21 protein-coding genes are annotated in these 22,080 nt (G+C 33.6%); 17 read left to right on the top strand and 4 right to left on the bottom strand.

Annotated features, from left to right (window positions below):
• Positions 1-3: 3 nt before the first annotated feature.
• Together holA and H6X70_RS10395 are read left to right on the top strand one after the other, a co-directional pair.
• Complete coding sequence (gene holA, locus H6X70_RS10400) at positions 4-1,008, top strand: DNA polymerase III subunit delta (protein WP_194767625.1); 1,005 nt, start codon at positions 4-6, stop codon at positions 1,006-1,008.
• 11 nt (positions 1,009-1,019) lie between these two features.
• Complete coding sequence (locus H6X70_RS10395; RefSeq protein ID WP_194767766.1) at positions 1,020-1,685, top strand: uracil-DNA glycosylase; 666 nt, start codon at positions 1,020-1,022, stop codon at positions 1,683-1,685.
• 101 nt (positions 1,686-1,786) lie between these two features.
• Here the strand turns inward: H6X70_RS10395 and H6X70_RS10390 are convergent, their stop codons facing one another.
• The gene (locus H6X70_RS10390) at positions 1,787-1,963 is read right to left on the bottom strand and encodes a hypothetical protein (protein ID WP_194767624.1); all 177 of its coding nucleotides are present in this window, start codon (positions 1,961-1,963) and stop codon (positions 1,787-1,789) included.
• Between the two features lie 481 nt (positions 1,964-2,444).
• On the opposite strand from H6X70_RS10390, the gene H6X70_RS10385 reads away from it, so the two are divergent.
• From H6X70_RS10385 to sppA, 8 genes are read left to right on the top strand one after another with little or no spacing between them, the layout of a single operon-like run.
• Positions 2,445-3,284: a 1,4-dihydroxy-2-naphthoyl-CoA synthase gene (locus tag H6X70_RS10385; RefSeq protein ID WP_194767623.1), complete on the top strand. Its 840-nt coding sequence runs from the start codon at positions 2,445-2,447 to the stop codon at positions 3,282-3,284.
• Positions 3,272-4,186 (top strand): 1,4-dihydroxy-2-naphthoate octaprenyltransferase, encoded by a 915-nt coding sequence (gene menA / locus H6X70_RS10380; protein ID WP_228530331.1) that lies wholly within the window; start codon positions 3,272-3,274, stop codon positions 4,184-4,186. Before H6X70_RS10385 ends, menA begins: the two co-directional genes overlap by 13 nt.
• Before the next feature lie 34 nt (positions 4,187-4,220).
• Complete coding sequence (locus tag H6X70_RS10375; protein ID WP_194767622.1) at positions 4,221-4,898, top strand: metal-dependent hydrolase; 678 nt, start codon at positions 4,221-4,223, stop codon at positions 4,896-4,898.
• A gap of 23 nt (positions 4,899-4,921) precedes the next feature.
• Positions 4,922-7,243, top strand: a complete 2,322-nt coding sequence (locus tag H6X70_RS10370) for a patatin-like phospholipase family protein (RefSeq protein ID WP_228530330.1) — start codon at positions 4,922-4,924, stop codon at positions 7,241-7,243.
• Between the two features lie 2 nt (positions 7,244-7,245).
• The gene (locus H6X70_RS10365) at positions 7,246-8,283 is read left to right on the top strand and encodes an o-succinylbenzoate synthase (RefSeq protein WP_194767763.1); all 1,038 of its coding nucleotides are present in this window, start codon (positions 7,246-7,248) and stop codon (positions 8,281-8,283) included.
• A gap of 2 nt (positions 8,284-8,285) precedes the next feature.
• Positions 8,286-9,263, top strand: a complete 978-nt coding sequence (locus H6X70_RS10360; RefSeq protein WP_194767621.1) for a CPBP family intramembrane glutamic endopeptidase — start codon at positions 8,286-8,288, stop codon at positions 9,261-9,263.
• On the top strand, positions 9,247-10,314 hold the full coding sequence (locus tag H6X70_RS10355) for an AMP-binding protein (protein ID WP_194767620.1): 1,068 nt from the start codon (positions 9,247-9,249) through the stop codon (positions 10,312-10,314). The genes H6X70_RS10360 and H6X70_RS10355 overlap by 17 nt, the downstream gene beginning before the upstream one ends.
• Positions 10,315-10,360: 46 nt before the next feature.
• Complete coding sequence (gene sppA / locus H6X70_RS10350; protein WP_194767619.1) at positions 10,361-12,124, top strand: signal peptide peptidase SppA; 1,764 nt, start codon at positions 10,361-10,363, stop codon at positions 12,122-12,124.
• A gap of 140 nt (positions 12,125-12,264) precedes the next feature.
• Here sppA and H6X70_RS10345 read toward each other — a convergent pair whose 3' ends face one another.
• Complete coding sequence (locus tag H6X70_RS10345) at positions 12,265-12,687, bottom strand: DoxX family protein (RefSeq protein ID WP_194767618.1); 423 nt, start codon at positions 12,685-12,687, stop codon at positions 12,265-12,267.
• Between the two features lie 57 nt (positions 12,688-12,744).
• Positions 12,745-14,373, bottom strand: coding sequence for an acyl-CoA carboxylase subunit beta (locus H6X70_RS10340; RefSeq protein WP_194767617.1), 1,629 nt, complete (start codon positions 14,371-14,373; stop codon positions 12,745-12,747).
• Between the two features lie 178 nt (positions 14,374-14,551).
• On the opposite strand from H6X70_RS10340, the gene H6X70_RS10335 reads away from it, so the two are divergent.
• From H6X70_RS10335 to H6X70_RS10320, 4 genes are all read left to right on the top strand, one after another.
• Positions 14,552-15,082, top strand: coding sequence for an NADPH-dependent FMN reductase (locus H6X70_RS10335; protein ID WP_194767616.1), 531 nt, complete (start codon positions 14,552-14,554; stop codon positions 15,080-15,082).
• A 3-nt stretch (positions 15,083-15,085) separates the two neighbouring features.
• Positions 15,086-15,523 carry a MarR family winged helix-turn-helix transcriptional regulator gene (locus H6X70_RS10330; RefSeq protein WP_194767615.1) on the top strand — a complete coding sequence of 146 codons (438 nt, stop codon included), beginning with the start codon at positions 15,086-15,088 and terminating at the stop codon, positions 15,521-15,523.
• 37 nt (positions 15,524-15,560) lie between these two features.
• On the top strand, positions 15,561-16,277 hold the full coding sequence (locus H6X70_RS10325) for a pirin family protein (protein WP_194767614.1): 717 nt from the start codon (positions 15,561-15,563) through the stop codon (positions 16,275-16,277).
• 77 nt (positions 16,278-16,354) lie between these two features.
• Positions 16,355-17,365: a DUF4421 family protein gene (locus H6X70_RS10320; protein WP_194767613.1), complete on the top strand. Its 1,011-nt coding sequence runs from the start codon at positions 16,355-16,357 to the stop codon at positions 17,363-17,365.
• A 109-nt stretch (positions 17,366-17,474) separates the two neighbouring features.
• On the opposite strand, the gene H6X70_RS10315 is transcribed toward H6X70_RS10320, so the two are convergent.
• Complete coding sequence (locus H6X70_RS10315) at positions 17,475-18,659, bottom strand: MFS transporter (RefSeq protein WP_194767612.1); 1,185 nt, start codon at positions 18,657-18,659, stop codon at positions 17,475-17,477.
• 380 nt (positions 18,660-19,039) lie between these two features.
• Between H6X70_RS10315 and H6X70_RS10310 the strand changes: the two genes are divergently transcribed.
• The 3 genes from H6X70_RS10310 (at position 19,040) to nudK (ending at position 22,014) form a co-directional block, all read left to right on the top strand.
• Entirely contained in the window at positions 19,040-19,222 is a 183-nt protein-coding gene (locus H6X70_RS10310) for a CAL67264 family membrane protein (RefSeq protein WP_194767611.1), read from the top strand.
• Positions 19,223-19,224: 2 nt separating this feature from the next.
• Positions 19,225-20,916: an energy-dependent translational throttle protein EttA gene (gene ettA, locus H6X70_RS10305; protein ID WP_194767610.1), complete on the top strand. Its 1,692-nt coding sequence runs from the start codon at positions 19,225-19,227 to the stop codon at positions 20,914-20,916.
• Positions 20,917-21,429: 513 nt separating this feature from the next.
• A complete protein-coding gene (nudK, locus tag H6X70_RS10300) occupies positions 21,430-22,014 on the top strand; it encodes a GDP-mannose pyrophosphatase NudK (RefSeq protein ID WP_194767609.1) in 585 nt (194 codons plus the stop codon).
• Positions 22,015-22,080 lie beyond the last annotated feature (66 nt).

Raw genomic sequence — 22,080 nt, 5'->3', positions numbered from 1 at the left:
GATTTGGACGAAGTTAAACAATTGGTAACCGATATTAAAAGCGGGAAATTGAAACCTATCTATTTTTTAATGGGGGAAGAACCTTATTATATAGATAAAATATCCGATTTTATTGAAAAAACGGTGCTCTCTGAAGAAGAACGCGGTTTTAATCAAATGGTACTTTATGGAAGAGATGTAACGGTAGAGGATGTTGTAGGCCAAGCAAAACGCTTTCCGATGATGGCAGAACATCAAGTGGTTATTGTAAAGGAAGCTCAGGATTTATCGCGAACTATTGAAAAATTCGCTGGTTATGCTGATAACCCACAGCCTACAACGGTTTTAGTTATCAATTATAAATACAAAAAGTTAGATAAACGTAAAGCACTTTATAAAACCTTAAAAAAGGCTGGCGTTGTATTTGAAAGTAAAAAACTTTATGAAAACCAAGTTCCCGATTGGATTAGACGTGTTTTAGCGTCAAAAAAGTATGGTATTTCGCCAAAAGCAGCTCAAATGCTTGTGGAGTTTCTAGGAACCGATTTAAGTAAAATAAATAATGAGTTGGAAAAACTCCAAATTATTTTGCCAAGTGGCACCGAAATCACCCCAGAACATATTGAAGAAAACATTGGTATAAGTAAGGATTATAATAATTTTGAGTTGCGAAATGCAATAGGCGAGCGTAACGAAATTAAAGTCTATAAGATTATTAAGTACTTTGCTGAAAACCCGAAAGACAATCCTATGGTAGTTACAGTGTCTTTGTTATTTGCCTTCTTCTCGCAATTGTTACATTTTCATGGATTGAATGATAAATCACCTAGAAATGTGGCGCAAGCTTTAAAAGTAAACCCATATTTTGTAAAAGATTATATTACAGCGGCTAAAAATTTCCCAATGCGAAAAGTTAGCGGCATAGTTGCTACGCTAAGAGAATTTGATGTAAAAAGTAAAGGTGTAGGGTCAAATGCGGTACCTCAAGGTGATTTATTAAGGGAATTAATGGTTAGAATTTTAAATTAATTCAGAAAATGATGCTTACTAATATTCATAAAAGCTGGAAGCCTTATATAGAAACAGAATTTGAAAAACCATATTTCAAAGATTTAACGACTTTTATTAAACAGGAATACGAACAGCATGAATGTTTTCCTCCTAAACATCAAATTTTTAATGCTTTAAATAATTGTCATTTTAATGATGTAAATGTTGTTGTTATTGGTCAAGACCCATATCATGGCTTTGGTCAAGCCAATGGTTTATGTTTTTCTGTGAATGACGGTATAAAACATCCCCCTTCATTAGTTAATATTTTTAAAGAAATTGAAAATGATTTAGGAGTACCGTATCCTATAAGTGGTAATCTAGAACGTTGGGCAAAACAAGGGGTTTTGCTTTTAAACGCGACTTTAACTGTGCGAGCGCATGAGGCAGGTAGTCATCAAAAAAAAGGCTGGGAAACGTTTACCGATGCTGTTATAAAAGCAGTCAGTGCTAATAGGGAACAAGTCGTATTCTTGCTCTGGGGCGGATTTGCTAAAAAGAAAATAAAGCTAATTGATACAGAAAAACATAAAGTATTAACTTCGGGACATCCATCGCCACTTAGTGCTAATAGAGGCTATTGGTTTGGCAATAATAATTTTAGAGAAGCCAATAAATACCTTGAAGCTAAAGGAAAAGCTACAATAGAGTGGTAATAAAATTGAGGCTTTAAGTTTAATCGTAGAGTTTAAACTTAAACTCATGAAATAGTTCTTAATTTTAAATTAAGAACTATTTCATGAATACTAGTTAAAATTTAACTTCCTGTAGGAGCAAGTCTTGTAGACAATGATTTTACAGGAACTTCAGTTCTTAAAATAATAGGTTTTTTGTTCTTTTCGGAAGTTCTAATTATCTTATTTGAACTAAACTTTAGTAGTAGTAAGTTTAAAACAACTAATGAGGAAATAATTAGAGTAATTGTTACTATCATATACACTTGGTTTTTAAGTCCTTACAAAGTACGAAATATTTTCCTAAAAAAAAGAAAAATAGATTGTTAATAAGTTTTGTTTGTGCAAAAATACTCAATAAAGGACTACATGACAATACGTAGTACTACCTATATTCAATTTTTTAATAGTATCTAAAATTGTAGTTAAAATATTAATAAAATCATAAAAAATTAACTTTATTTTGAGGATTGCATGCCTGTAAAAAGGTTTAATTTCTTGAGTAATTTAATTGTCAGATAACCAACATTAAGAAATCCATATTAAATATTACTAAAACTAAGTTTCTTCATAAACTTAGTAAACTAACTTAAACTTTACAATCCTCCATTGTATTCAGATATAAGTGTTTATTCTTTGAACGATTGAAAATATTAAATTAAGTAAACAAGAAAGTCATTTTTAAGAATTGAATCAAGGGATTTAAGGAAATAAAAATTATTTTTGACTAAAATTTTTAGAATGGAAGAACCAAAGTGGGTTACAGTTAAAGAATACGAAGATATCACCTATAAAAAGTGTAACGGTGTTGCACGAATAGCGTTTAACAGACCAAATGTTAGAAATGCTTTCCGACCAAAAACAACAAGTGAATTATATGATGCATTTTATGATGCAAATGAGGATGTTAATATAGGTGTCGTTTTGTTGTCTGCCGAAGGGCCTTCAACAAAAGATGGTGTTTATTCCTTTTGTAGCGGCGGTGATCAAAAAGCACGTGGTCATCAAGGTTATGTAGGTGAAGATGGTTATCATCGTTTAAACATATTAGAGGTTCAGCGTTTAATACGTTTTATGCCTAAAGCAGTTATTGCGGTTGTTCCTGGTTGGGCAGTTGGCGGTGGCCATAGTTTACATGTTGTTTGCGATTTAACTTTAGCAAGTAAAGAACACGCAATTTTTAAGCAAACAGATGCCGATGTAACAAGTTTTGATGGAGGGTATGGGTCTGCGTATCTAGCTAAAATGGTTGGGCAGAAGAAAGCACGCGAAATCTTTTTCCTAGGAAGAAATTATTCCGCGCAAGAAGCTTTTGATATGGGGATGGTAAATGCCGTAATACCGCATGAAGAATTGGAAAGTACAGCCTATGAATGGGCGCAAGAAATATTAGCAAAATCACCAACATCTATTAAGATGCTTAAATTCGCTATGAATTTAACCGATGATGGTATGGTTGGGCAACAAGTTTTTGCTGGAGAAGCTACACGTTTAGCGTATATGACCGAAGAAGCAAAAGAGGGTCGTAATGCGTTTTTAGAAAAGCGTAAGCCTAATTTTGACAAAAAATGGATTCCATAATGGGGAACTTTTCCACGTGGATTTCAGCCATGCGTTTAAGAACGTTGCCTTTATCGGTTTCAGGAATTATTCTAGCATCATGTTTAGCACAATATAAAGGCGTTTTTAATTGGTCTATTTGTATTCTAGCCATTTTAACAACACTGAGTTTACAAATACTTTCAAATTTAGCAAACGATTATGGCGATGGTGTAAAAGGTACCGATAATGATGATCGAATAGGCCCTCAACGTGCCATTCAGTCTGGAAAAATAACACCAAAACAATTATACAAAGCCATTGTAATTAATGTGGTAATAGCATTGGTTTTAGCAATTCTGTTAATCTACCAATCTTTTGGAGCAGAGCATTTTTTATTAGCGCTTTTGTTTTTTGCTTTAGGGATTGCATCTATTGTTGCAGCCATTCGTTATACTGTTGGAAGTAATGCTTTTGGTTATAGAGGCTTGGGGGATGTTTTTGTTTTTATATTTTTTGGTTTAGTTAGCGTTATAGGTTGTTATGTTTTATATGCAAAAACCATCGATTTTATTACGGTTTTGCCTGCTATTACTATCGGGCTTTTAAGTACGGGTGTTTTAAACTTAAACAATATGCGTGATAGAATTTCTGATGAAAAATCGAATAAAATAACCTTAGCTGTTATTTTAGGAAGTAAAAAAGTTAAAACATATCATAGCATCCTAATAATCACATCAATTATTTTATCAGGTTTATTCGGAGTTTTATATTATAATTCACCATTTAATTTAATTTTTATTTTGGCTTTTATTCCTTTATTAATTCATTTAAAAACCGTTAATAATAATACCGATTTAAAATTATTGGATCCTGAATTAAAGAAATTAGCATTATCAACGGTTTTGTTAGCATTGTTAATGGGAATTGGACTTTTATTCTAGATTTTTTGTACTTTAATCTTTTAAATTTTATAAGATGAAAATAACATTTTACGGACACGCAAGTTTAGGGATTCAAGTGGATGATGTGCATATTCTTGTAGATCCTTTTATTACAGCAAACCCAAAGGCTTCGGCTATTGATATTGAGCAACTTAAAGCCGATTATATTTTGGTTACTCATGCACATCAGGATCATATTGTTGATGTTGAAGCTATAGCGAAACATACAGGAGCCGTTGTGGTTTCAAATTTTGAAATTGTTTCACATTTTGAAAAACTAGGTATTGAAGGCCACCCAATGAACCATGGCGGTACATGGGATTTTGAATTTGGTTCCGTAAAATATGTTAACGCGATTCATACATCATCTTTTCCTGATGGCAGTTATGGCGGACAACCTGGAGGTTTTGTAATTGAAGGCGAGCGTAAAAATATTTATATTGCTGGAGACACGGCTTTAACTTACGATATGAAGTTAATACCGCTTCAAACAAAATTGGATTTGGCCATATTACCAATTGGTGATAATTTCACTATGGGTATTGATGACGCCATTTTAGCAAGTGATTTTGTTGAATGCGATAAGGTTTTAGGATATCACTATGATACTTTTGGTTACATAGAAATAGACCATGAAGTTGCTAAACGAAAATTCTTCGAAAAAAATAAAGACTTAATGCTTCTCGAAATCGGAGACTTTATAGAGTTATAACAGAATAAAACAAAGTCTTATACATGCCTCAAAAAATAAAATTTGCCTTATTAATTATACTATTGGTAATTCTCCAAATGCCTTTAAATGCACAGGATAAAAAACCAAAAGTAGCCTTAGTTTTAAGTGGAGGCGGTGCTAAAGGAGTGGCGCATATTCCTGTTTTACAGAAATTAGATTCTTTAGGCATTGTACCAGATTTGGTGGTTGGAACAAGTATGGGAAGTGTGGTTGGTGGTTTATACGCCATGGGCTATTCAGGAAACGAAATTGCGACCATTTTAAATAAACTTAATTGGACAAACTTATTAGGGGGCAGGGTTACTTTAGCAAAAGTTGGAAATGAAGAAAAAAGTGAATTTGATAATTACTTAATAGATTTAAACTGGGTTAACAACAAACCAACTATAAGTACAGGCTTGCTTAATGATCAAAATTTACGAGAACTTCTCGCATTACTCACCTATCCAGTCTATGGTGTTCATGATTTTGACAATTTATCAATCCCATACCGAGCGATAGCAACCGATATCGTTCATGGTAACGAAGTGGTTTTAAAAGAAGGCTCGTTACTTACAGCCATGCGTGCTAGCATGTCTATCCCTTCTGTTTTTAAACCTGTAGACTATAAAGAAACCTTATTAGTTGATGGGGGGATTTTAAATAATTTCCCAACCGATGTTGCTAAAAATTTGGGTGCCGATATTATTATTGGTAGTGATGTAGGGGGAGGTCTAAAAACAAAAGAGCAGTTGACTAGTATTTCAACAATTTTGTTTCAAACAAGTATGTTGGTTAGTAGTATTAAAAATCCTGAAAATAGGGCCTTATGTGATGTTTTGATTGATCATACACCAAATTTAACCTATTCAACAGGCGATTTTAATAGAAGTAATGCAATTTATGAAGAAGGTAAATTAGCAACAAATGCGCAAACTGAAGCGCTTGAAAAATTAGCCGAAAAATTAAAAAACTTTAAGCAACGCGAACATAAAATTCCTGAAGTGCCAGAGGAATTTACCTTAGATACTATTGTTTATAAACACATTAGTAAAGGCAACTTAAATTTAGTAAAATCGCGAACAGATTTTCAAACAAAAACAAAATATACGCCCAAAAATATTGTTGCTGGCGTGGATAGAGCCATGGGGACCAATTTGTTTAATCAAATTGTTGTAGTGCCTAAGGTTAAAGATAGCGTTTTGGGTCTTGAATTTAATGGAGTTGAAAACTCTAAAAACCAGGTCAAATTAGCGCTACATTACGATACCTATAGAGGCTTGGGAGCTATAGTAAATTATACAGGACGAAATTTAATAGGAGCTGCTTCAAGAACTTTAATGACTTTAGATGTTGCCGAACAACCCAAACTCCTTATTCAGCATCAAAAAATATATGGCGAACGACACATGTGGTGGTGGCGCGCCGAAATGCTTTGGTTAAAGCTTAAGCAAAAAGTATATTCTGATGGATATGGTTTTGATGGTATTAATAATAACTCGTTGCAATTTGAGTATGAATTCAACCGAAATATTATACCCAATAAAAGTTATTTTGGTTTCTCAGCTATGTCTAAGAGATTAAAATTAGATCCTAAAATACCGATTTCAAAAGATACTGATACGCTAATTTTAGATCACTATAAATTTAATAATGTTTTAGTTGATGTGCATTTTAATTATAACAGTTTTGAAGAAGTTTTTTATTGTAAACGTGGTACTTTGGTGCATGCTGCCATAGAGCAATCTTTAGTTCAAAATGTTGATGAAGGTTATAAAAATTCATCTGAAAAAATTGATGCTAGTACAAACAGTTACACCAATGCTATTGTTAGGTACGAAAGACGTTTTCCTTTAAAACAGTCCTTAACAGCGATTATAGGAGCCAATGGCGCATTTACTTTTGAGCAGGCAAGGAAAGCTAATGAGGTTAGTTTTGAAGAATATGGCTATGGAGGCAAATTTTTTATTGGTGGCGATTTAAATAGAGGGATGAATAACACCTTTGTTTTTAATGGTTTAAATGAAGATGAATTACCTGCCACACAGTTTATGGAGTTAAGTCTAGGCTTGCAATACAACCCAATTAATAAGGTCTATGTTAAACCTCACGTTAGCATGGCTAGTGTAGGATTTAAAGGGTTTAGTGATTTTACTAAAACAGCCTTATCTCCTAAAGGCAATTGGTCTGATGGCGAAGATCCTAGTGCGTTATTTTCAGCAGGCTCAACTTTTTCATATAGGTCGTTATTTGGACCAATTAATTTAGATGTTTCTTGGGTGAATGATTTAAACCAATTTAGAGTGTTTTTAGGTATTGGTTTTCAATTTGGTAGATATAATTAATGATGTTGAAAGCGAAGTGTCATAAATATATTTTAGATTTTAAACAACCTAGCGGAACCTCACGAGGCGTACTAAAACAGAAAGAAACCTGGTTTATTATATTAGAAAATGATGGTAAACAAGGGGTAGGCGAATGTGGTGTTTTTCGAGGATTAAGCATTGATGATGTTCCCAATTACGAAGAAACCTTAAAATGGACTTGCGCCAACATACATTTGGGTTTAGAGGCTTTGTTAGATGAGCTTATCGCATTTCCATCCATTCAATTCGGGTTAGAAATGGCTTTTCAATCTTTAGAGGCTCAAAATAAATTTGAATTATTTCCTTCAGAATTTACTCAAGGAAAAGCTAATATTTCAATTAATGGCTTAATTTGGATGGGGAGTGAAAGCTTCATGAAACAACAAATTAAAGATAAAATTGAAGCAGGCTTCACATGTATTAAAATGAAAATTGGAGCGATTGATTTTCAAACGGAAATTAATCTTATAAAATCTATTCGAAAAGAATTTACTTCAAAAGATATCGAATTAAGAGTAGATGCTAATGGTGCTTTTAAGCCTTCAGAAGCCCTAGAAAAACTAAAAGTATTATCAGATTACGATTTACATTCCATCGAACAGCCTATTAAACAAGGACAAATTGATGCGATGGCTAACTTATGTGATGAAACACCATTGCCTATTGCTTTAGATGAAGAATTAATTGGGGTGTTTTCAGTAACAAATAAAGTTAAATTACTACAAACTATAAATCCGCAATACATTATTTTAAAACCAAGTTTAGTTGGTGGTTTCCGCGGAAGCGATACATGGATAAATAGTGCAGAAAACCAAAATATAGGCTGGTGGATAACAAGTGCTTTAGAAAGTAATATTGGTTTGAATGCGATTGCACAATACACTTTTTTGAAGCAAAGTAATCTACCTCAAGGCCTGGGTACAGGGGCTTTGTTTACTAATAATTTTGAGAGTCCGTTAGAAGTTAAAAACGGTGCTTTGGGGTATAATAAAAAAACAAACTGGAATTTTAATTTATAAAAATGTATATAGAACAAGCGTTTAAAGGATTACATGAGTGGTGGCGTTATATTATAGGACTGGTTATAATTTTTTGTTCTTGGCAAATTGTAGGTATGTTTCCTTTGGCCTTAGCAATTGTGTATAAATCGTTTCAAACAGGCGAGAGCGCTATGGTAAGTACCATTCCTGAAATGATGGATTTATTAGGGAGTAACCTGTTTTTATTTGTAATGTTAATCTCTTTTGCTTTCGGATTGCTTGGTGTTTTTGCTACAGCAAAAGGATTACATAAGTTACCTATTACAAACTTAACTACGGCTCGAAAAAAAATAGATTGGAAGCGTTTTTGGTTCACCTTTATACTTTGGGGGGCTGTTTCTACAGTCTTTATTTTTGTTGATTATTTTCTAACTCCAGAAGATTATTTATGGAATTTCAAATGGCAACCTTTTTTAATCCTTTGTGCCATTGCTATTGTTTTGATTCCTTTACAAACTAGTTTTGAAGAATATTTTTTTAGAGGCTATTTAATGCAGGGTTTTGGCATTATTTTCAAAAATAAATGGTTACCCTTGATGATTACTTCTGTGACCTTTGGATTAATGCATTTAGCAAATCCTGAAGTTGAACAATTGGGGTATATTATTATGGTTTATTATATAGGAACGGGATTATTTCTAGGTATAATTACTTTAATGGATGATGGTTTAGAACTCGCTTTGGGCTTTCATGCAGCCAATAATTTGTTTACTGCACTTTTAGTTTCAGCCGATTGGACAGCCTTTCAAACGCATTCAATTTTTAAAGATTTATCAGACCCAAATGAAATGGGTTTAATGGAAATATTTGTTCCCGTTTTTGTTGTGTTTCCAATATTACTTTTTGTATTTTCAAAAAAATATAAATGGACCGATTGGAAAGGGAAATTATTAGGAAAAATAGAGGCTCCAGAGCCCATAAATAATATAAATTTAAAGAATTATGACACCGAATTATAGAAACGTACACGTTAAGTTTAAATTAGATAATGTAAGTTATAAGTACGACGATTTAATGGAAGTTGCTTACAGTTACATAAAAGAAGGTTTGCCTTTTCAGCAAGAACTGGGTAGTTTTTTATTAAATTGGTTAGACCAACATGATTATGTTGTCGTGAAAACTTCGGGGTCTACAGGGAAACCAAAAGACTTAAAAATTAAAAAGCAGGCTATGGTAAATTCTGCTTTAGCAACAGGCGATTTTTTTAACTTAAAACCAGGGTATAAAGTATTACATTGTTTGCCTTCAAATTTTATTGCAGGTAAAATGACTATCGTAAGAGCCATTATTTTAGGTTTAGAATTGGATTTAGTTCAGCCATCTTCATTTCCTCGAATTGATTACGAAAAAGACTATGATTTCTGTGCATTTACACCAATGCAACTTAAAAACTTTGCTAAAGATTTAAATACCATTAAGGCTGTAATTGTTGGAGGCGGTATGGTTTCAAGTCATATTGTAGATTTAATTAAAGATAAAAAACCAGCTGTTTACGAGACTTACGGCATGACCGAAACCGTTTCGCATATTGCTGTTAGAAAACTAAATCATTTAGAAGGCATACAAAACCCATCCGATTTTAAAACGCTTCCAAACGTTTCAATTTCTACTGATGATCGAGGCTGCTTAGTGATTGAAGCGCCTGCTATTTCAGATAAAAAAATTGTAACTAACGATTTGGTTAAAATTCATTCTGAAGATAGTTTTGAATGGTTAGGGCGTTTTGATAATGTAGTAAATTCAGGAGGTATTAAGTTATTTCCAGAGCAAATTGAACGTAAATTACAAGGAAAGATTACTGAAGATTTCTTTATTACTTCAAAACCAGACGACACTCTAGGCGAGAAACTAGTTTTAGTTATACAAAGTGAAGCTAATACCATAGATCCTGAAATTTTTAAAGGTTTAGATAAATATGAAAAACCTAGAGAAATTATACCTGTAGCTAAATTTGTTGAAACATCTTCAGGGAAAATTCACCGCAAACGTACACTCGATTTAGTAAAATAAGCTGTAACATATTCATTGTTTTTTATACCTATAGTAAATTTATATTATGACTTTTTTTAAACGCGTATTGTCAACCATCACTGGTATTATCATATTTTGTATTCTTTTTGTTGTTGGATTATTAGCAATAGGAGCCATTATAGGAGCGACTTCAAGTGAAACGGTACAGGTAAAGCCAAATTCGTTGTTAGAATTAAAATTAGATTTTCCTATTAAAGATTACGCGGGGAAAATTGAATTTAAAGAGTATGCTTTTCTAAATGAAGCTAAAAAAAATGGTCTATTTAATATTATTGATGCTATAAATTATGCAGCTACAGACGATAATATAAAAGGAATTTCAATTGATAATAATTTTGTAAACGCAGGAATCACACAGGTTAAAGCCTTACGTGGTGCCTTATTGAAATTTAAGGAATCTGGAAAATTTGTTGTGGCTTACGCCGATGTGTTTTCGCAAAAAGATTATTATTTAAGTTCGGTTGCCGATACCATTTATATTAATCCTGCGGGTATGATGGAATTTAAAGGCTTGTATTCCGAACGCTTGTATTTCAAAGATTTTCAAGATAAATCGGGAGTTAAAATGGAAGTCGTGCGCTTAGGAAAATATAAAAGTGCTGTGGAACCGTTTTTAGCTAATGAAATGAGCGATAATAATAGAGAGCAAATTTCTGTGTACCTAAATGCCCTTTGGAAAGAAATTAAACAGGATATTTCTAGGAGCAGAAATGTTTCGGTTGAAAGATTAAATATAATCGCCGATAGCTTATTTGCAAGAAATCCGAAATTAGCTAAAGCTTCTGGTCTTGTGGATCAGGTGGTGTATCATGATGAATATATAAATGGTATTAGAAAAGCCATTGGGATTGAGGCAAAGGATAAATTAAACACGGTTACTATTGAAGATTACTCGTATTATGCATCTTCAAAAATTAAAGATTATTCAACCAAAAATAAAATTGCAGTCATTTATGCGCAAGGCAATATTATTTATGGCGAAGGCGATGAAAATAATGTAGGCCAGGGGTCGATGAATGCTTCTTTAAAGAAGGCTCGAGAAGATGAAAAAGTTAAGGCGGTTGTTTTAAGAATTAATTCACCTGGCGGATCGGCCTTGGCGAGCGAACTTATTTGGAGAGAAATAGAACTTACCAAAAAGGTTAAACCTGTAATCGTTTCTATGGGAGATTTAGCAGCTTCCGGAGGATATTATATTGCAAGTAATGCGACTAAAATTATTGCAGAACCAACTACAATTACAGGAAGTATAGGTGTTTTTGGTATGCTACCAAATGGCAAAGAATTGTCGGAAAAAATGGGAATTAACGCAGAGCAAGTTACCACCAATAAAAATGCGGTAACATATAGCTTTTTTGAACCTTTAAATGAAGAGCAACGCGCTTTTATAAAAGAAGGGATTGTAGATATTTATGATTTATTTTCTAAAAGAGTTTCAGACGGAAGACACTTAACCAGAGATCAAGTTGAAGAAATTGCTCAAGGTCGTGTTTGGACAGGGGCTGATGCGATTGGAATTGGTTTGGTTGATGAACTAGGAGGTTTAGATTTAGCTTTAAAACGTGCTGCTGAAGCCGCAAACATTGAAGACTATAGAGTAAATGAGTTTCCAGTTTTTGAAAAAGATTTGGATAAAATTTTAAGTCAATTCGGATTAGTAAAAGCTAAGGAAACCATTTTAGAAGAAGAGCTAGGTACAGAAAACTATAAAATGCTTAAAGAAATAAAAGCCTTAACCAATAAAAAAGGTGTGCAATTATTATTTCCTTTTAGCACAGAGATAAAGTAAAAAAATAAGCTAAAACTAGATGGGTAATTCTAAGTTTTAGCTTATTTGATCGTAAGTTAAATTCTATTTTAAACTCACGTTATGTGATGTTTTACTGTTTTTATCTGATATTCTAATAGCGAATATTCATAACTATAGTGTTATTGCTGCATTTTAAAATAGTAATCTGCAGAGCGTTTCCCAGACCCATATACTAAAAAGAAGGTACAAACTAAAAGTGTTGAAATTGCTAATATTAAGTTGTTTGTATTCATTTCTCCGGTGAAATTAATAAGAATGGCTCCTATTAAAATTGGGAGTTGCGCTATAATCGCCCAACGGGTTAGTAGTCCGAAAGCAATTAATATGCCGCCAATAAAATGTGCGGGAGCAACATAATGTACAGCAATCATACCACCAGCAAAATTTTGAATAGGTTCAAAAAGCTGCATAAGCATTTCGGTGTTGGCCATAAAATTGATGCCTTTTATAAAAAGGAAAACACCCAACGCGATACGAACCAAATCTAAGGGTAAATACGTGTGTGCATTTGCCCATTTGTTTAATGATTTTATTGTTTCCATGACTGAAATTATTGATTTTCAGTCATTAAGTTACAAAATATTGAGCAGATTTAAAAATTAAACTTGTAGGACACCTAAATTAAAAGGCTTTTCGATAGGAGCGTGGTTGGCCGCTTCAATACCCATACTAATCCAAGTTCTAGTGTCTAAAGGATTAATAATACCATCGGTCCAAAGTCTAGCAGCTGCATAGTATGGTGAAACCTGATTGTCGTAACGGTCTTTTATTTTATTGAATAATTCAGCTTCCTTTTCAGGGGTGATTTTTTCTCCAGATTTTTCTAATGATGCTTTTTCAATTTGTAATAATACTTTAGCAGCAGAGTTTCCACTCATTACGGCAAGTTCTGCGCTAGGCCAAGCAACTATCAATCTAGGGTCGTAGGCTTTTCCACACATGGCATAATTTCCTGCACCATAGCTATTCCCTATAATTATTGTGAATTTTGGAACCACAGAATTACTCACTGCATTCACCATTTTAGCGCCATCTTTAATTATGCCGCTATGTTCACTTTTACTGCCTACCATAAAGCCAGTGACATCTTGTAAAAACACTAATGGTATTTTCTTTTGATTGCAATTAGCAATAAAACGGGTGGCTTTATCGGCGCTATCATTATAAATAACACCTCCAAATTGCATTTCGCCTTTTTTAGTTTTCACTAATTTTCTCTGATTCGCAACAATACCAACAGCCCAGCCGTCAATTCTGGCGTAGCAAGTGATAATGGTTTGTCCGTAGCCAGCTTTGTATTCATCGAATTCCGAATGATCAACCAAACGTTTAATCACTTCATACATATCGTATTGATCGGCTCTAGATTTTGGAATTATTCCAAATAGATCTTCAGGATTTTTAGTAGGTTTCTTAGCTTCAATACGGTTGAACCCCGCTTTATCATAATCGCCAATTTTTCCAACAATATTTTTAATAGTTGTTAAAGCATCTTCATCATCTTTAGCTTTATAATCGGTAACTCCAGAAATTTCACAATGGGTGGTTGCACCTCCTAAAGTTTCATTATCAATCGATTCGCCAATAGCGGCTTTAACTAAATAACTTCCAGCTAAAAAAATACTTCCTGTTTTATCAACAATAATTGATTCATCGCTCATAATAGGTAAGTAAGCGCCTCCTGCGACACAACTTCCCATAACGGCAGCAATTTGCGTAATGCCCATGCTGCTCATAATCGCATTATTTCTAAATATTCGTCCGAAATGCTCCTTATCAGGGAAAATTTCATCCTGTAAAGGCAAATACACGCCTGCAGAATCTACTAAATAAATGATTGGGAGTTTATTTTCGATAGCAATTTCTTGAGCCCGCAGATTCTTTTTCCCTGTAATAGGGAACCAAGCGCCTGCCTTAACTGTGGCATCGTTGGCTACAACGACACATTGTTTGCCTTGAATGTATCCTATTTTAACAACAACGCCTCCAGAAGGGCATCCGCCGTGTTCTTTATACATGTCTTCTCCAGCAAAAGCACCAATCTCAATAGATTTTGCTTTCTTATCAAGTAAAAAGTTGATACGTTCTCTGGCCGTCATCTTTCCTTTGCTATGAAGTTTTTCAATACCTTTTTTTCCTCCGCCAAGGCTAACCTTTACAAAACGTTGGTGTAGGTCTGAAAGCAAGAGCTTATTGTGATCTTCGTTTTTATTGAAGTTGATATCCATGTATTTTTATTTTGATGCTAAAGTACAAAAGTAGCCGTTGTTTTGAAATCTGTTAAAGTAAAATGTTTGTGATGCGTTAATTATTAAAGTTAACAAAATCACAAATAATATTACATGGAAATATATTCCTTGGAATATATTTTATTTTTGACTATCTTTGATGAATAAAATTAAGCATATGAAAAAGATAATAGCCTTTGCAGGCAGTAATAGTAAAGCATCAATAAATAAACAATTGGTGGTTTATGCTAGTAGTTTATTGGAGAATGTAGATGTAAATATTCTAGATTTAAATGATTTTGAATTACCTCTTTTTGGAGTGGATTTAGAAAAAGAGCAGGGGATTCCTCAAAAAGCACACGATTTTTTAGAATTAATAAAAAACGCAGATGGCATAATGTTGTCTCTGGCAGAACATAATGGCGCGTATTCAACTGTGTTTAAAAATTTATTCGATTGGATGTCTAGAATTCAAAGTAAAACATTTTTTGGAAAACCCATGCTATTAATGGCGACATCGCCAGGTGGAAGAGGAGGTAAGTCAGTTTTAGAAATTGCCGAAAACAGATTTCCGTTTCATGAAGCGAAAATTACAGATGTATTTTCTTTACCATTCTTTTCAAAGAATTTTTCAGATGAAAAAATAAGTGATAATACTTTAAATGACGAGTTAGTGAAGAAAGTAACTAATTTCCAAGAAGCATTATAGATTATGGGTGACATTTCAAAAGATATCAATTCGACGTTTCCTAACCAAAAAGTGAAAGCTTTGTTGAATATTATTTACACGGCAAACTGGATTAATAGTCAGCAGAACGATTTTTTTAAACCTTTTGGAATATCGCCGCAACAGTTCAATATTTTAAGAATTTTAAGAGGAGCTGGCAAGCCCATTAATGTACAAACCATTAAAGAACGCATGGTTGAACGTGCTCCAAATGCTACTAGATTAATGGATAAATTATGCGCTAAGCGCTTGATAAACCGGTTGCCATGTCCTGGTGATAGGCGTGTGGTTCATATAGAAATAACAAAATCTGGATTAAAGTTACTTGAAGACATTTCAAAAGATTTTAAGGAAGATTTATTAGAAAATCTAACAAAAGAAGAAGCCCAGCAGTTGAGTGATTTGTTGGATAAAATAAGATAGAAACTAAATTTAGTTTTAAAAAAAAAACACGAAAAAAATGAAAACATTAGTTCATAAAGCAGATAGTAGAGGCTTTGCCAACCACGGCTGGTTACAAGCTAATCATTCATTTAGTTTTGCAAGTTGGTACGACGCAGATAAAGTGAATTTTGGAGCATTACGCGTTTTAAATGACGATATAATTGCCCCAAAAATGGGTTTTGGAACGCATCCGCATGATAATATGGAAATTATTACCATTCCTTTAAAAGGTGAATTAAAGCACAGAGATTCTATGCATAATTCTTGGGAATCGGTGTTTCCAGGAGAAGTGCAGGTAATGTCAGCTGGAAAAGGCATTCAACATTCCGAAATCAACGGTTCGCAAGAGGAGCATTTAAGTTTATTTCAAATTTGGATTATGCCTAACAAACAAAATGTTGAACCGCGTTACGATCAAAAGAAATTTGAAGCAAATGATAGAAAAAACAAACTTCAAACATTAGTTTCTTCATTAGATGAAGATTTTGAAGGTTCATTAAAGATTCATCAAGATGCTAAATTATCGCGAATTGATTTAGATGAAAACACATCGTTTCAATACGATTTAAAATCTGAAAATCACGGTGTTTATTTGATGCTAATTCACGGCAATATTACTGTTGAAGATTCAGAATTAAATACAAGGGATGCCATTGGGGTAAGTAAAACAAAATCATTTAACATTGAAGCTAAAGAAACTTCTGCACTTTTATTTATTGAAGTGCCCATGTAAATTAAATTAAAATGAATTTTTTTCGTTTATAATTATGGTACATTTACATAGTAAGATATTTTAGGTGTCTATTTTTTATGATTAATAAACTTATCATTGCGTTTTTGCTAGTTTCAAATGCTGTTTTTGGGCAACGGCCAGGCTCACAGCTTTCAGATACTTTAAATTTGATTGAGTTTGTAGATAAGCACTTTATAGACCATGATATTGATAATTATTCACTTCGACTGTTCACCAATTATAAGAGTAAAAGTTTTAGAATACGTAGTGGCGACTATATGGCCAGTTATACTCCAAATAATAGATATGGTTTAGGTGTTGGTTTTGCAAATAGTAAATTGCTAATCGATATTGCTTTTAACATCAAAGGAAATGAAGACGAAGTGACAAAGCGTTTTGATATGCAAGGAACGACCTTTGTTGGAAAAAAAAATTATCTCAACTTTTATTTACAAACTTATAAGGGATTTACTGTAAAAAATAACTTTGGAGCCCCGAGTGTTTTTCGAGATGATATCAAATCGATAACGGTAGGTTTTAATACCTTACATACTTTTTCAGATATCGAATATTCCTATGGAATGCTAAAGGCTGGATTATACCGTTTAGATAAGAAAGTATATATCAAAGGAGGGGTAGGTGGCTTTTGTTTTTATGATTATTTCTCTGCTGAAGGTAATGTTTTACCAGAAAACAGTGATGTCTATTTTAATGAAGATGCTCGTATTAAACGGTATAATAGTGGCTCCATCGGGGTTTTAGGAGGTGTGTTATCAATAATTAAATTGACAGATAACATGTTATTTGCATGTAATATAATGCCAGGTGTAGGTGGTGTTTATAAACATGAAACCTTAGAGAATAACGATAGCAAAACTTCAGGTGATTTTCTCTTAAAAACCGATTATACCATGGCATTGGGGTATAATTCATCTCGTTTTTATATAAGCCTTATATACGGTGGAGGTGTTTATGTTTCTGATTTGGGTAATGATAATCATTATGCTTTTAATTTAACAAAAGCTAAATTTGCAATAGGTTATAAATTATCACGGACTACAAAAAGTAGCAAAAGCACTCAATATTAGTACGACCGTTTGAAAATTTTCTGGTTGACACATAGATTTTGTCGATTTTTTTAAATGCTAATCAATATGTGTTTTAAAAACTCGCCCTGACACATTATTTTAATTAAAATTATAAAGCATTATCTGTTTTAAATTGGGACAAAATCACTTGTTTTTTTCTTAATACAACTATTAAAATAGCGATTAGTACTCCGGTAGCAGCCATTGCAGCACCCACCCAATCGGCAGAAGTATATGCATAACCATGAGCTATGGGGATACCAGCGAAAAATGCGCCAGAAGCATTACCAATATTAAAAGCACTCTGGTTGAGCGAAGACCCTAAAGTTTCAGAGCCTTTTGATGCATTAATTATGGCAACTTGAATTGGGGTTGATAAGCAAAATGTAACTGTACCAATTATAAACGTCATAACCAAAACCATAACTTTGTCGGATGCTAAAACGGTGTTTAACGACAAGCAAATAACCATGCAAACTAGCGTGATGATTATAGCATTGATTGGAGAAAATTTTTCGGCTAATTTGGCTCCAATAAAATTTCCAATGACCATGCCTAGTCCAGCCAAAATCATGGCAACGGAAACCATTTCAGTAGGATGTCCGGCCACATCGGTTATTAATGGAGCAATGTAACTGTACCAAGCAAAAAAACCGCCAGTACCTATGGTGGTTAATAATATGATAAGCCAAAGCTCTAAACGTTTAAAAATTCGAAATTCTTTAATAAAATTTGACTCGGAAGATTTTCTTAAAAGAGGCATCCAAAATTGAAGACTTAAAACAGTTAAAACACCAACAATTCCTACCATAAAAAAGGATACGTGCCAGGTGAAATGTTTTCCAAGGTAAGTACCCAAAGGCACGCCTAAAAGGTTGGCAAAGGTTAAACCGCTAAACATAATGGCAATACCTTGAGCTGCTTTTCCTGGTTTGGATAGTTTTCCTGCTACTACAGCGCCTATTCCGAAAAAGGCACCATGTGGTAATCCTGATAAAAAACGCAACAAGAGAAAGGAGTTATATCCTGTAGCAAACGCCGATAGGGTATTAAAAACTGTAAACCATAGCATTAAAACCAAAAGCACTTTATTTGCCGGCCACTTACTGCCAAGGCCCGTTAGAATAGGGGCACCAACAACCACGCCTATGGCGTAAGCCGAAATAAAATGACCTGCTTTGGGAATGCTAATATCGAATGCTATTGCGATATCCGGTAAAATGCCCATAATAACAAACTCGGTTAAACCAATTCCGAATCCGCCAATGGCTAACGATAACAAGGCTTTATTCATAATAAAATTGCTGCTTTTAAAAGCTGCAAATGTATGCAGACTTATTAATAGAAAATCAGCTTTACACGATAAAAAATGAATTTAAAAGTCTTTAATTAAGTGACGGTCTTATTTAAAAATATGAAAATAACTGATGGTTTAAATTCATAAAAGTGAGTAATTAACTTATTTTATTGCAATTGTTTATGTGGAACTGTTAAAATATAATGTTCTATAAGCTTTAAATTTCTACTAAAAACACGATATTTGTGTTTGAATTTTGCGCAAAGGATAGAAGTGGCATCCTTTTTAAATTTTTTCTATTTAAAAAGATATAACGGATAGCCTGACGCTTTTTATTTTTTTTTAAAAGCGGTGCGCCCTAATAGAAATGATAAATTATGGCAATGAATAAAAATACGGTTTTAGCTTGGGCAACAACCATTATGATATTAGTAGGATTGGGTTTAATTGCGCTTGGAGCATTTAGATATGATGATGTTGCTGGCTGGGGATTTGCTTCGGTTGGATTAGGTTTTTTCGCTATTGCTTGGGTTTTTAACGCATTAAAAGGTAGAGTATAATTATGAGTGACGATAAGAAAATTATTTTTTCAATGTCTGGTTTAACTAAGACATTTCCAAGTGCCAATACACCGGTGCTTAAGAATATTTATTTAAGTTTTTTCTACGGTGCCAAAATTGGGATTTTGGGTCTTAATGGTTCTGGAAAATCTACACTTTTAAAAATTATTGCTGGTGTTGATAAAAATTATCAAGGTGATGTGGTTTTCTCTCAAGACTATTCGGTAGGTTATTTAGAGCAAGAACCAAAACTTGATGATGACAAAACGGTTATGGAAGTAGTTCGTGAAGGCGCTGCAGAAACTGTAGCTATTCTTGATGAATACAATAAAATTAACGATATGTTTGGCTTGGAAGAAGTGTATTCTGATGCCGATAAAATGGAAAAACTAATGAACCGCCAAGCGGTGCTTCAAGATCAAATTGATGCTGCGGATGCTTGGGAATTAGACACCAAATTAGAAATTGCTATGGATGCGTTAAGAACGCCAGATGGTGATAAGAAAATTGGAGTTTTATCTGGTGGTGAAAAACGCCGTGTTGCTTTGTGTCGTTTGCTGTTACAAGAACCAGATGTGTTGCTTTTAGATGAGCCAACCAACCACTTGGATGCCGAATCGGTACATTGGTTAGAGCATCATTTAGCGCAATATAAAGGGACAGTAATTGCCGTAACGCACGATAGATACTTTTTGGATAATGTTGCGGGATGGATTTTAGAATTGGATCGTGGTGAAGGCATTCCTTGGAAAGGAAATTATTCATCTTGGTTAGATCAAAAATCAAAACGTATGGCTCAGGAAGGGAAAACTGCTTCTAAACGCCAAAAAACATTAGAACGCGAGCTAGAATGGGTGCGACAAGGTGCAAAAGGGCGTCAAACCAAACAAAAGGCACGTTTAAAAAATTATGATAAGTTAATGAGTCAAGACCAAAAACAACTTGACGAAAAACTTGAAATCTACATACCTAACGGTCCGCGTTTAGGAACCAATGTGATTGAAGCCAAAGGTGTTGCTAAAGCTTATGATGACAAATTGTTGTACGACAATTTAAACTTTAATCTGCCACAAGCAGGAATTGTTGGTATTATTGGGCCTAATGGTGCTGGTAAAACCACTATTTTTAGAATGATTATGGGCGAAGAAACGCCAGACAAAGGTGAGTTTGAAGTTGGTGAAACTGCTAAAATCGCTTATGTAGATCAGAGTCATTCCAACATTGATCCAGAGAAAACCATTTGGCAAAACTTTAGTGACGAGCAAGAATTGGTGATGATGGGAGGAAAACAAGTAAATTCTAGAGCTTATTTAAGTCGTTTTAATTTCTCTGGTAGCGAGCAAAATAAAAAGGTAAGTTTACTTTCTGGAGGAGAGCGTAACCGCTTGCATTTGGCAATGACTTTAAAGGAAGAAGGCAACGTGTTGCTTTTAGATGAGCCTACCAATGATTTGGATGTGAATACTTTACGTGCTTTAGAGGAAGGTTTGGAAAACTTTGCAGGTTGTGCTGTAGTGATATCGCACGACAGATGGTTTTTAGATAGAATTTGCACACACATTTTAGCTTTTGAAGGCGACTCGCAAGTATATTTCTTTGAGGGTTCTTTCTCTGATTACGAAGAAAACAAGAAAAAGCGTCTTGGTGGCGATTTAATGCCGAAACGTATAAAATACAGAAAATTAGTAAGATAGTATATTGGAAACGCTCACTGCAAAGTGGGCGTTTTTTTAATGGTCTCCACCGTACATGTGGCCTTCGGTGAAATCGCGATACGGTGAATCTTCGTCGATTTGATTGTCCATAAAATCAGTCATACTTTCTAATCGCTCATTTTCTTTTTTGAGCATATACGATTTTCTAACGCCTAAGAATAGCAAGAAACCGAAGACAGCAACTATAAATATTAGTATACTTAAGATATTCGATTTCGAAATTATAGGGAGTGATGTTAAACTAGATAAAAGTAGATTTAAAACCATAAGCAATACAGTTAATAGATTATAAGCTACTCAAATATAATGTAATTAATTCATAATTAGAATAATAGAGCTTGGTTTCTGTAGTGTTTTTTTAGCATTTTGTAAAATATATGATTTATTCATTTTATTATATTTTCATTTATATTATCGAAAAAATTGATGGTATTTATTGTCAGAATTAAAAAATTAGGAATACAAATTTTAAGTTTTAAATAGTATTAAACTATGAGCGCCCAACATTTAAAAAACATTAAAAGCACCTTGCTTTCAGATAATTATTATATTCTTAAAAAATTTAGTTTCGATTATTTGATGTCTAACGGACAATGGGTTAATCAGGCTAGAGAAGTATATAATCGTGGAGACGGTGCTGGAATCTTGCTTTATAATAAAACAAAAAAGACGGTAATTTTAACGAAGCAATTTAGAATGCCAACCTATTTAAATGAAAATAATGATGGTTTTCTAGTTGAAATTTGCGCAGGCATGTTAGATAAGGATAATCCTGAAGCTTGTATAATAAGAGAAACCGAAGAAGAAGTGGGTTACCGTTTAAAAGAGGTTAAAAAAGTTTTTGAAGCGTATTCGTCGCCAGGAGTTATGACTGAAAAAATGCACTTTTTTATTGGTGAATATAGCGACGACATGAAAGTAAGCGATGGTGGTGGTTTGGATGAAGAACACGAAGATATTGAAGTTCTAGAACTTCCATTTACGGAAGCCGTAGCTATGTTAAACAGTGGAAAAATTAACGATACACGAACTATTGTGCTTTTGCAATATGCCCAAATTCATAACTTAATGGATTAATTTTATTGAAAATATTAGAAGAAATTCAATAGCTATTTGTCACCCTGAATTTATTTCAGGAGGGCA

This window comes from Tamlana sp. I1 (genome assembly GCF_015355625.1).
Classification (GTDB): domain Bacteria; phylum Bacteroidota; class Bacteroidia; order Flavobacteriales; family Flavobacteriaceae; genus Pseudotamlana.
This window is presented reverse-complemented; position numbering and strand designations above follow the sequence as displayed.

Coding starts and splice junctions, on each gene's coding strand:
- H6X70_RS10395 (WP_194767766.1), top strand. CDS start 1,020: ATGCTTACTAATATTCATAAAAGCTGGAAGCCTTATATAGAAACAGAA.
- H6X70_RS10390 (WP_194767624.1), bottom strand. CDS start 1,963: ATGATAGTAACAATTACTCTAATTATTTCCTCATTAGTTGTTTTAAAC.
- H6X70_RS10385 (WP_194767623.1), top strand. CDS start 2,445: ATGGAAGAACCAAAGTGGGTTACAGTTAAAGAATACGAAGATATCACC.
- menA (WP_228530331.1), top strand. CDS start 3,272: ATGGATTCCATAATGGGGAACTTTTCCACGTGGATTTCAGCCATGCGT.
- H6X70_RS10375 (WP_194767622.1), top strand. CDS start 4,221: ATGAAAATAACATTTTACGGACACGCAAGTTTAGGGATTCAAGTGGAT.
- H6X70_RS10370 (WP_228530330.1), top strand. CDS start 4,922: ATGCCTCAAAAAATAAAATTTGCCTTATTAATTATACTATTGGTAATT.
- H6X70_RS10365 (WP_194767763.1), top strand. CDS start 7,246: ATGTTGAAAGCGAAGTGTCATAAATATATTTTAGATTTTAAACAACCT.
- H6X70_RS10360 (WP_194767621.1), top strand. CDS start 8,286: ATGTATATAGAACAAGCGTTTAAAGGATTACATGAGTGGTGGCGTTAT.
- H6X70_RS10355 (WP_194767620.1), top strand. CDS start 9,247: ATGACACCGAATTATAGAAACGTACACGTTAAGTTTAAATTAGATAAT.
- sppA (WP_194767619.1), top strand. CDS start 10,361: ATGACTTTTTTTAAACGCGTATTGTCAACCATCACTGGTATTATCATA.
- H6X70_RS10345 (WP_194767618.1), bottom strand. CDS start 12,687: ATGGAAACAATAAAATCATTAAACAAATGGGCAAATGCACACACGTAT.
- H6X70_RS10340 (WP_194767617.1), bottom strand. CDS start 14,373: ATGGATATCAACTTCAATAAAAACGAAGATCACAATAAGCTCTTGCTT.
- H6X70_RS10335 (WP_194767616.1), top strand. CDS start 14,552: ATGAAAAAGATAATAGCCTTTGCAGGCAGTAATAGTAAAGCATCAATA.
- H6X70_RS10330 (WP_194767615.1), top strand. CDS start 15,086: ATGGGTGACATTTCAAAAGATATCAATTCGACGTTTCCTAACCAAAAA.
- H6X70_RS10325 (WP_194767614.1), top strand. CDS start 15,561: ATGAAAACATTAGTTCATAAAGCAGATAGTAGAGGCTTTGCCAACCAC.
- H6X70_RS10320 (WP_194767613.1), top strand. CDS start 16,355: ATGATTAATAAACTTATCATTGCGTTTTTGCTAGTTTCAAATGCTGTT.
- H6X70_RS10315 (WP_194767612.1), bottom strand. CDS start 18,659: ATGAATAAAGCCTTGTTATCGTTAGCCATTGGCGGATTCGGAATTGGT.
- H6X70_RS10310 (WP_194767611.1), top strand. CDS start 19,040: ATGGCAATGAATAAAAATACGGTTTTAGCTTGGGCAACAACCATTATG.
- ettA (WP_194767610.1), top strand. CDS start 19,225: ATGAGTGACGATAAGAAAATTATTTTTTCAATGTCTGGTTTAACTAAG.
- nudK (WP_194767609.1), top strand. CDS start 21,430: ATGAGCGCCCAACATTTAAAAAACATTAAAAGCACCTTGCTTTCAGAT.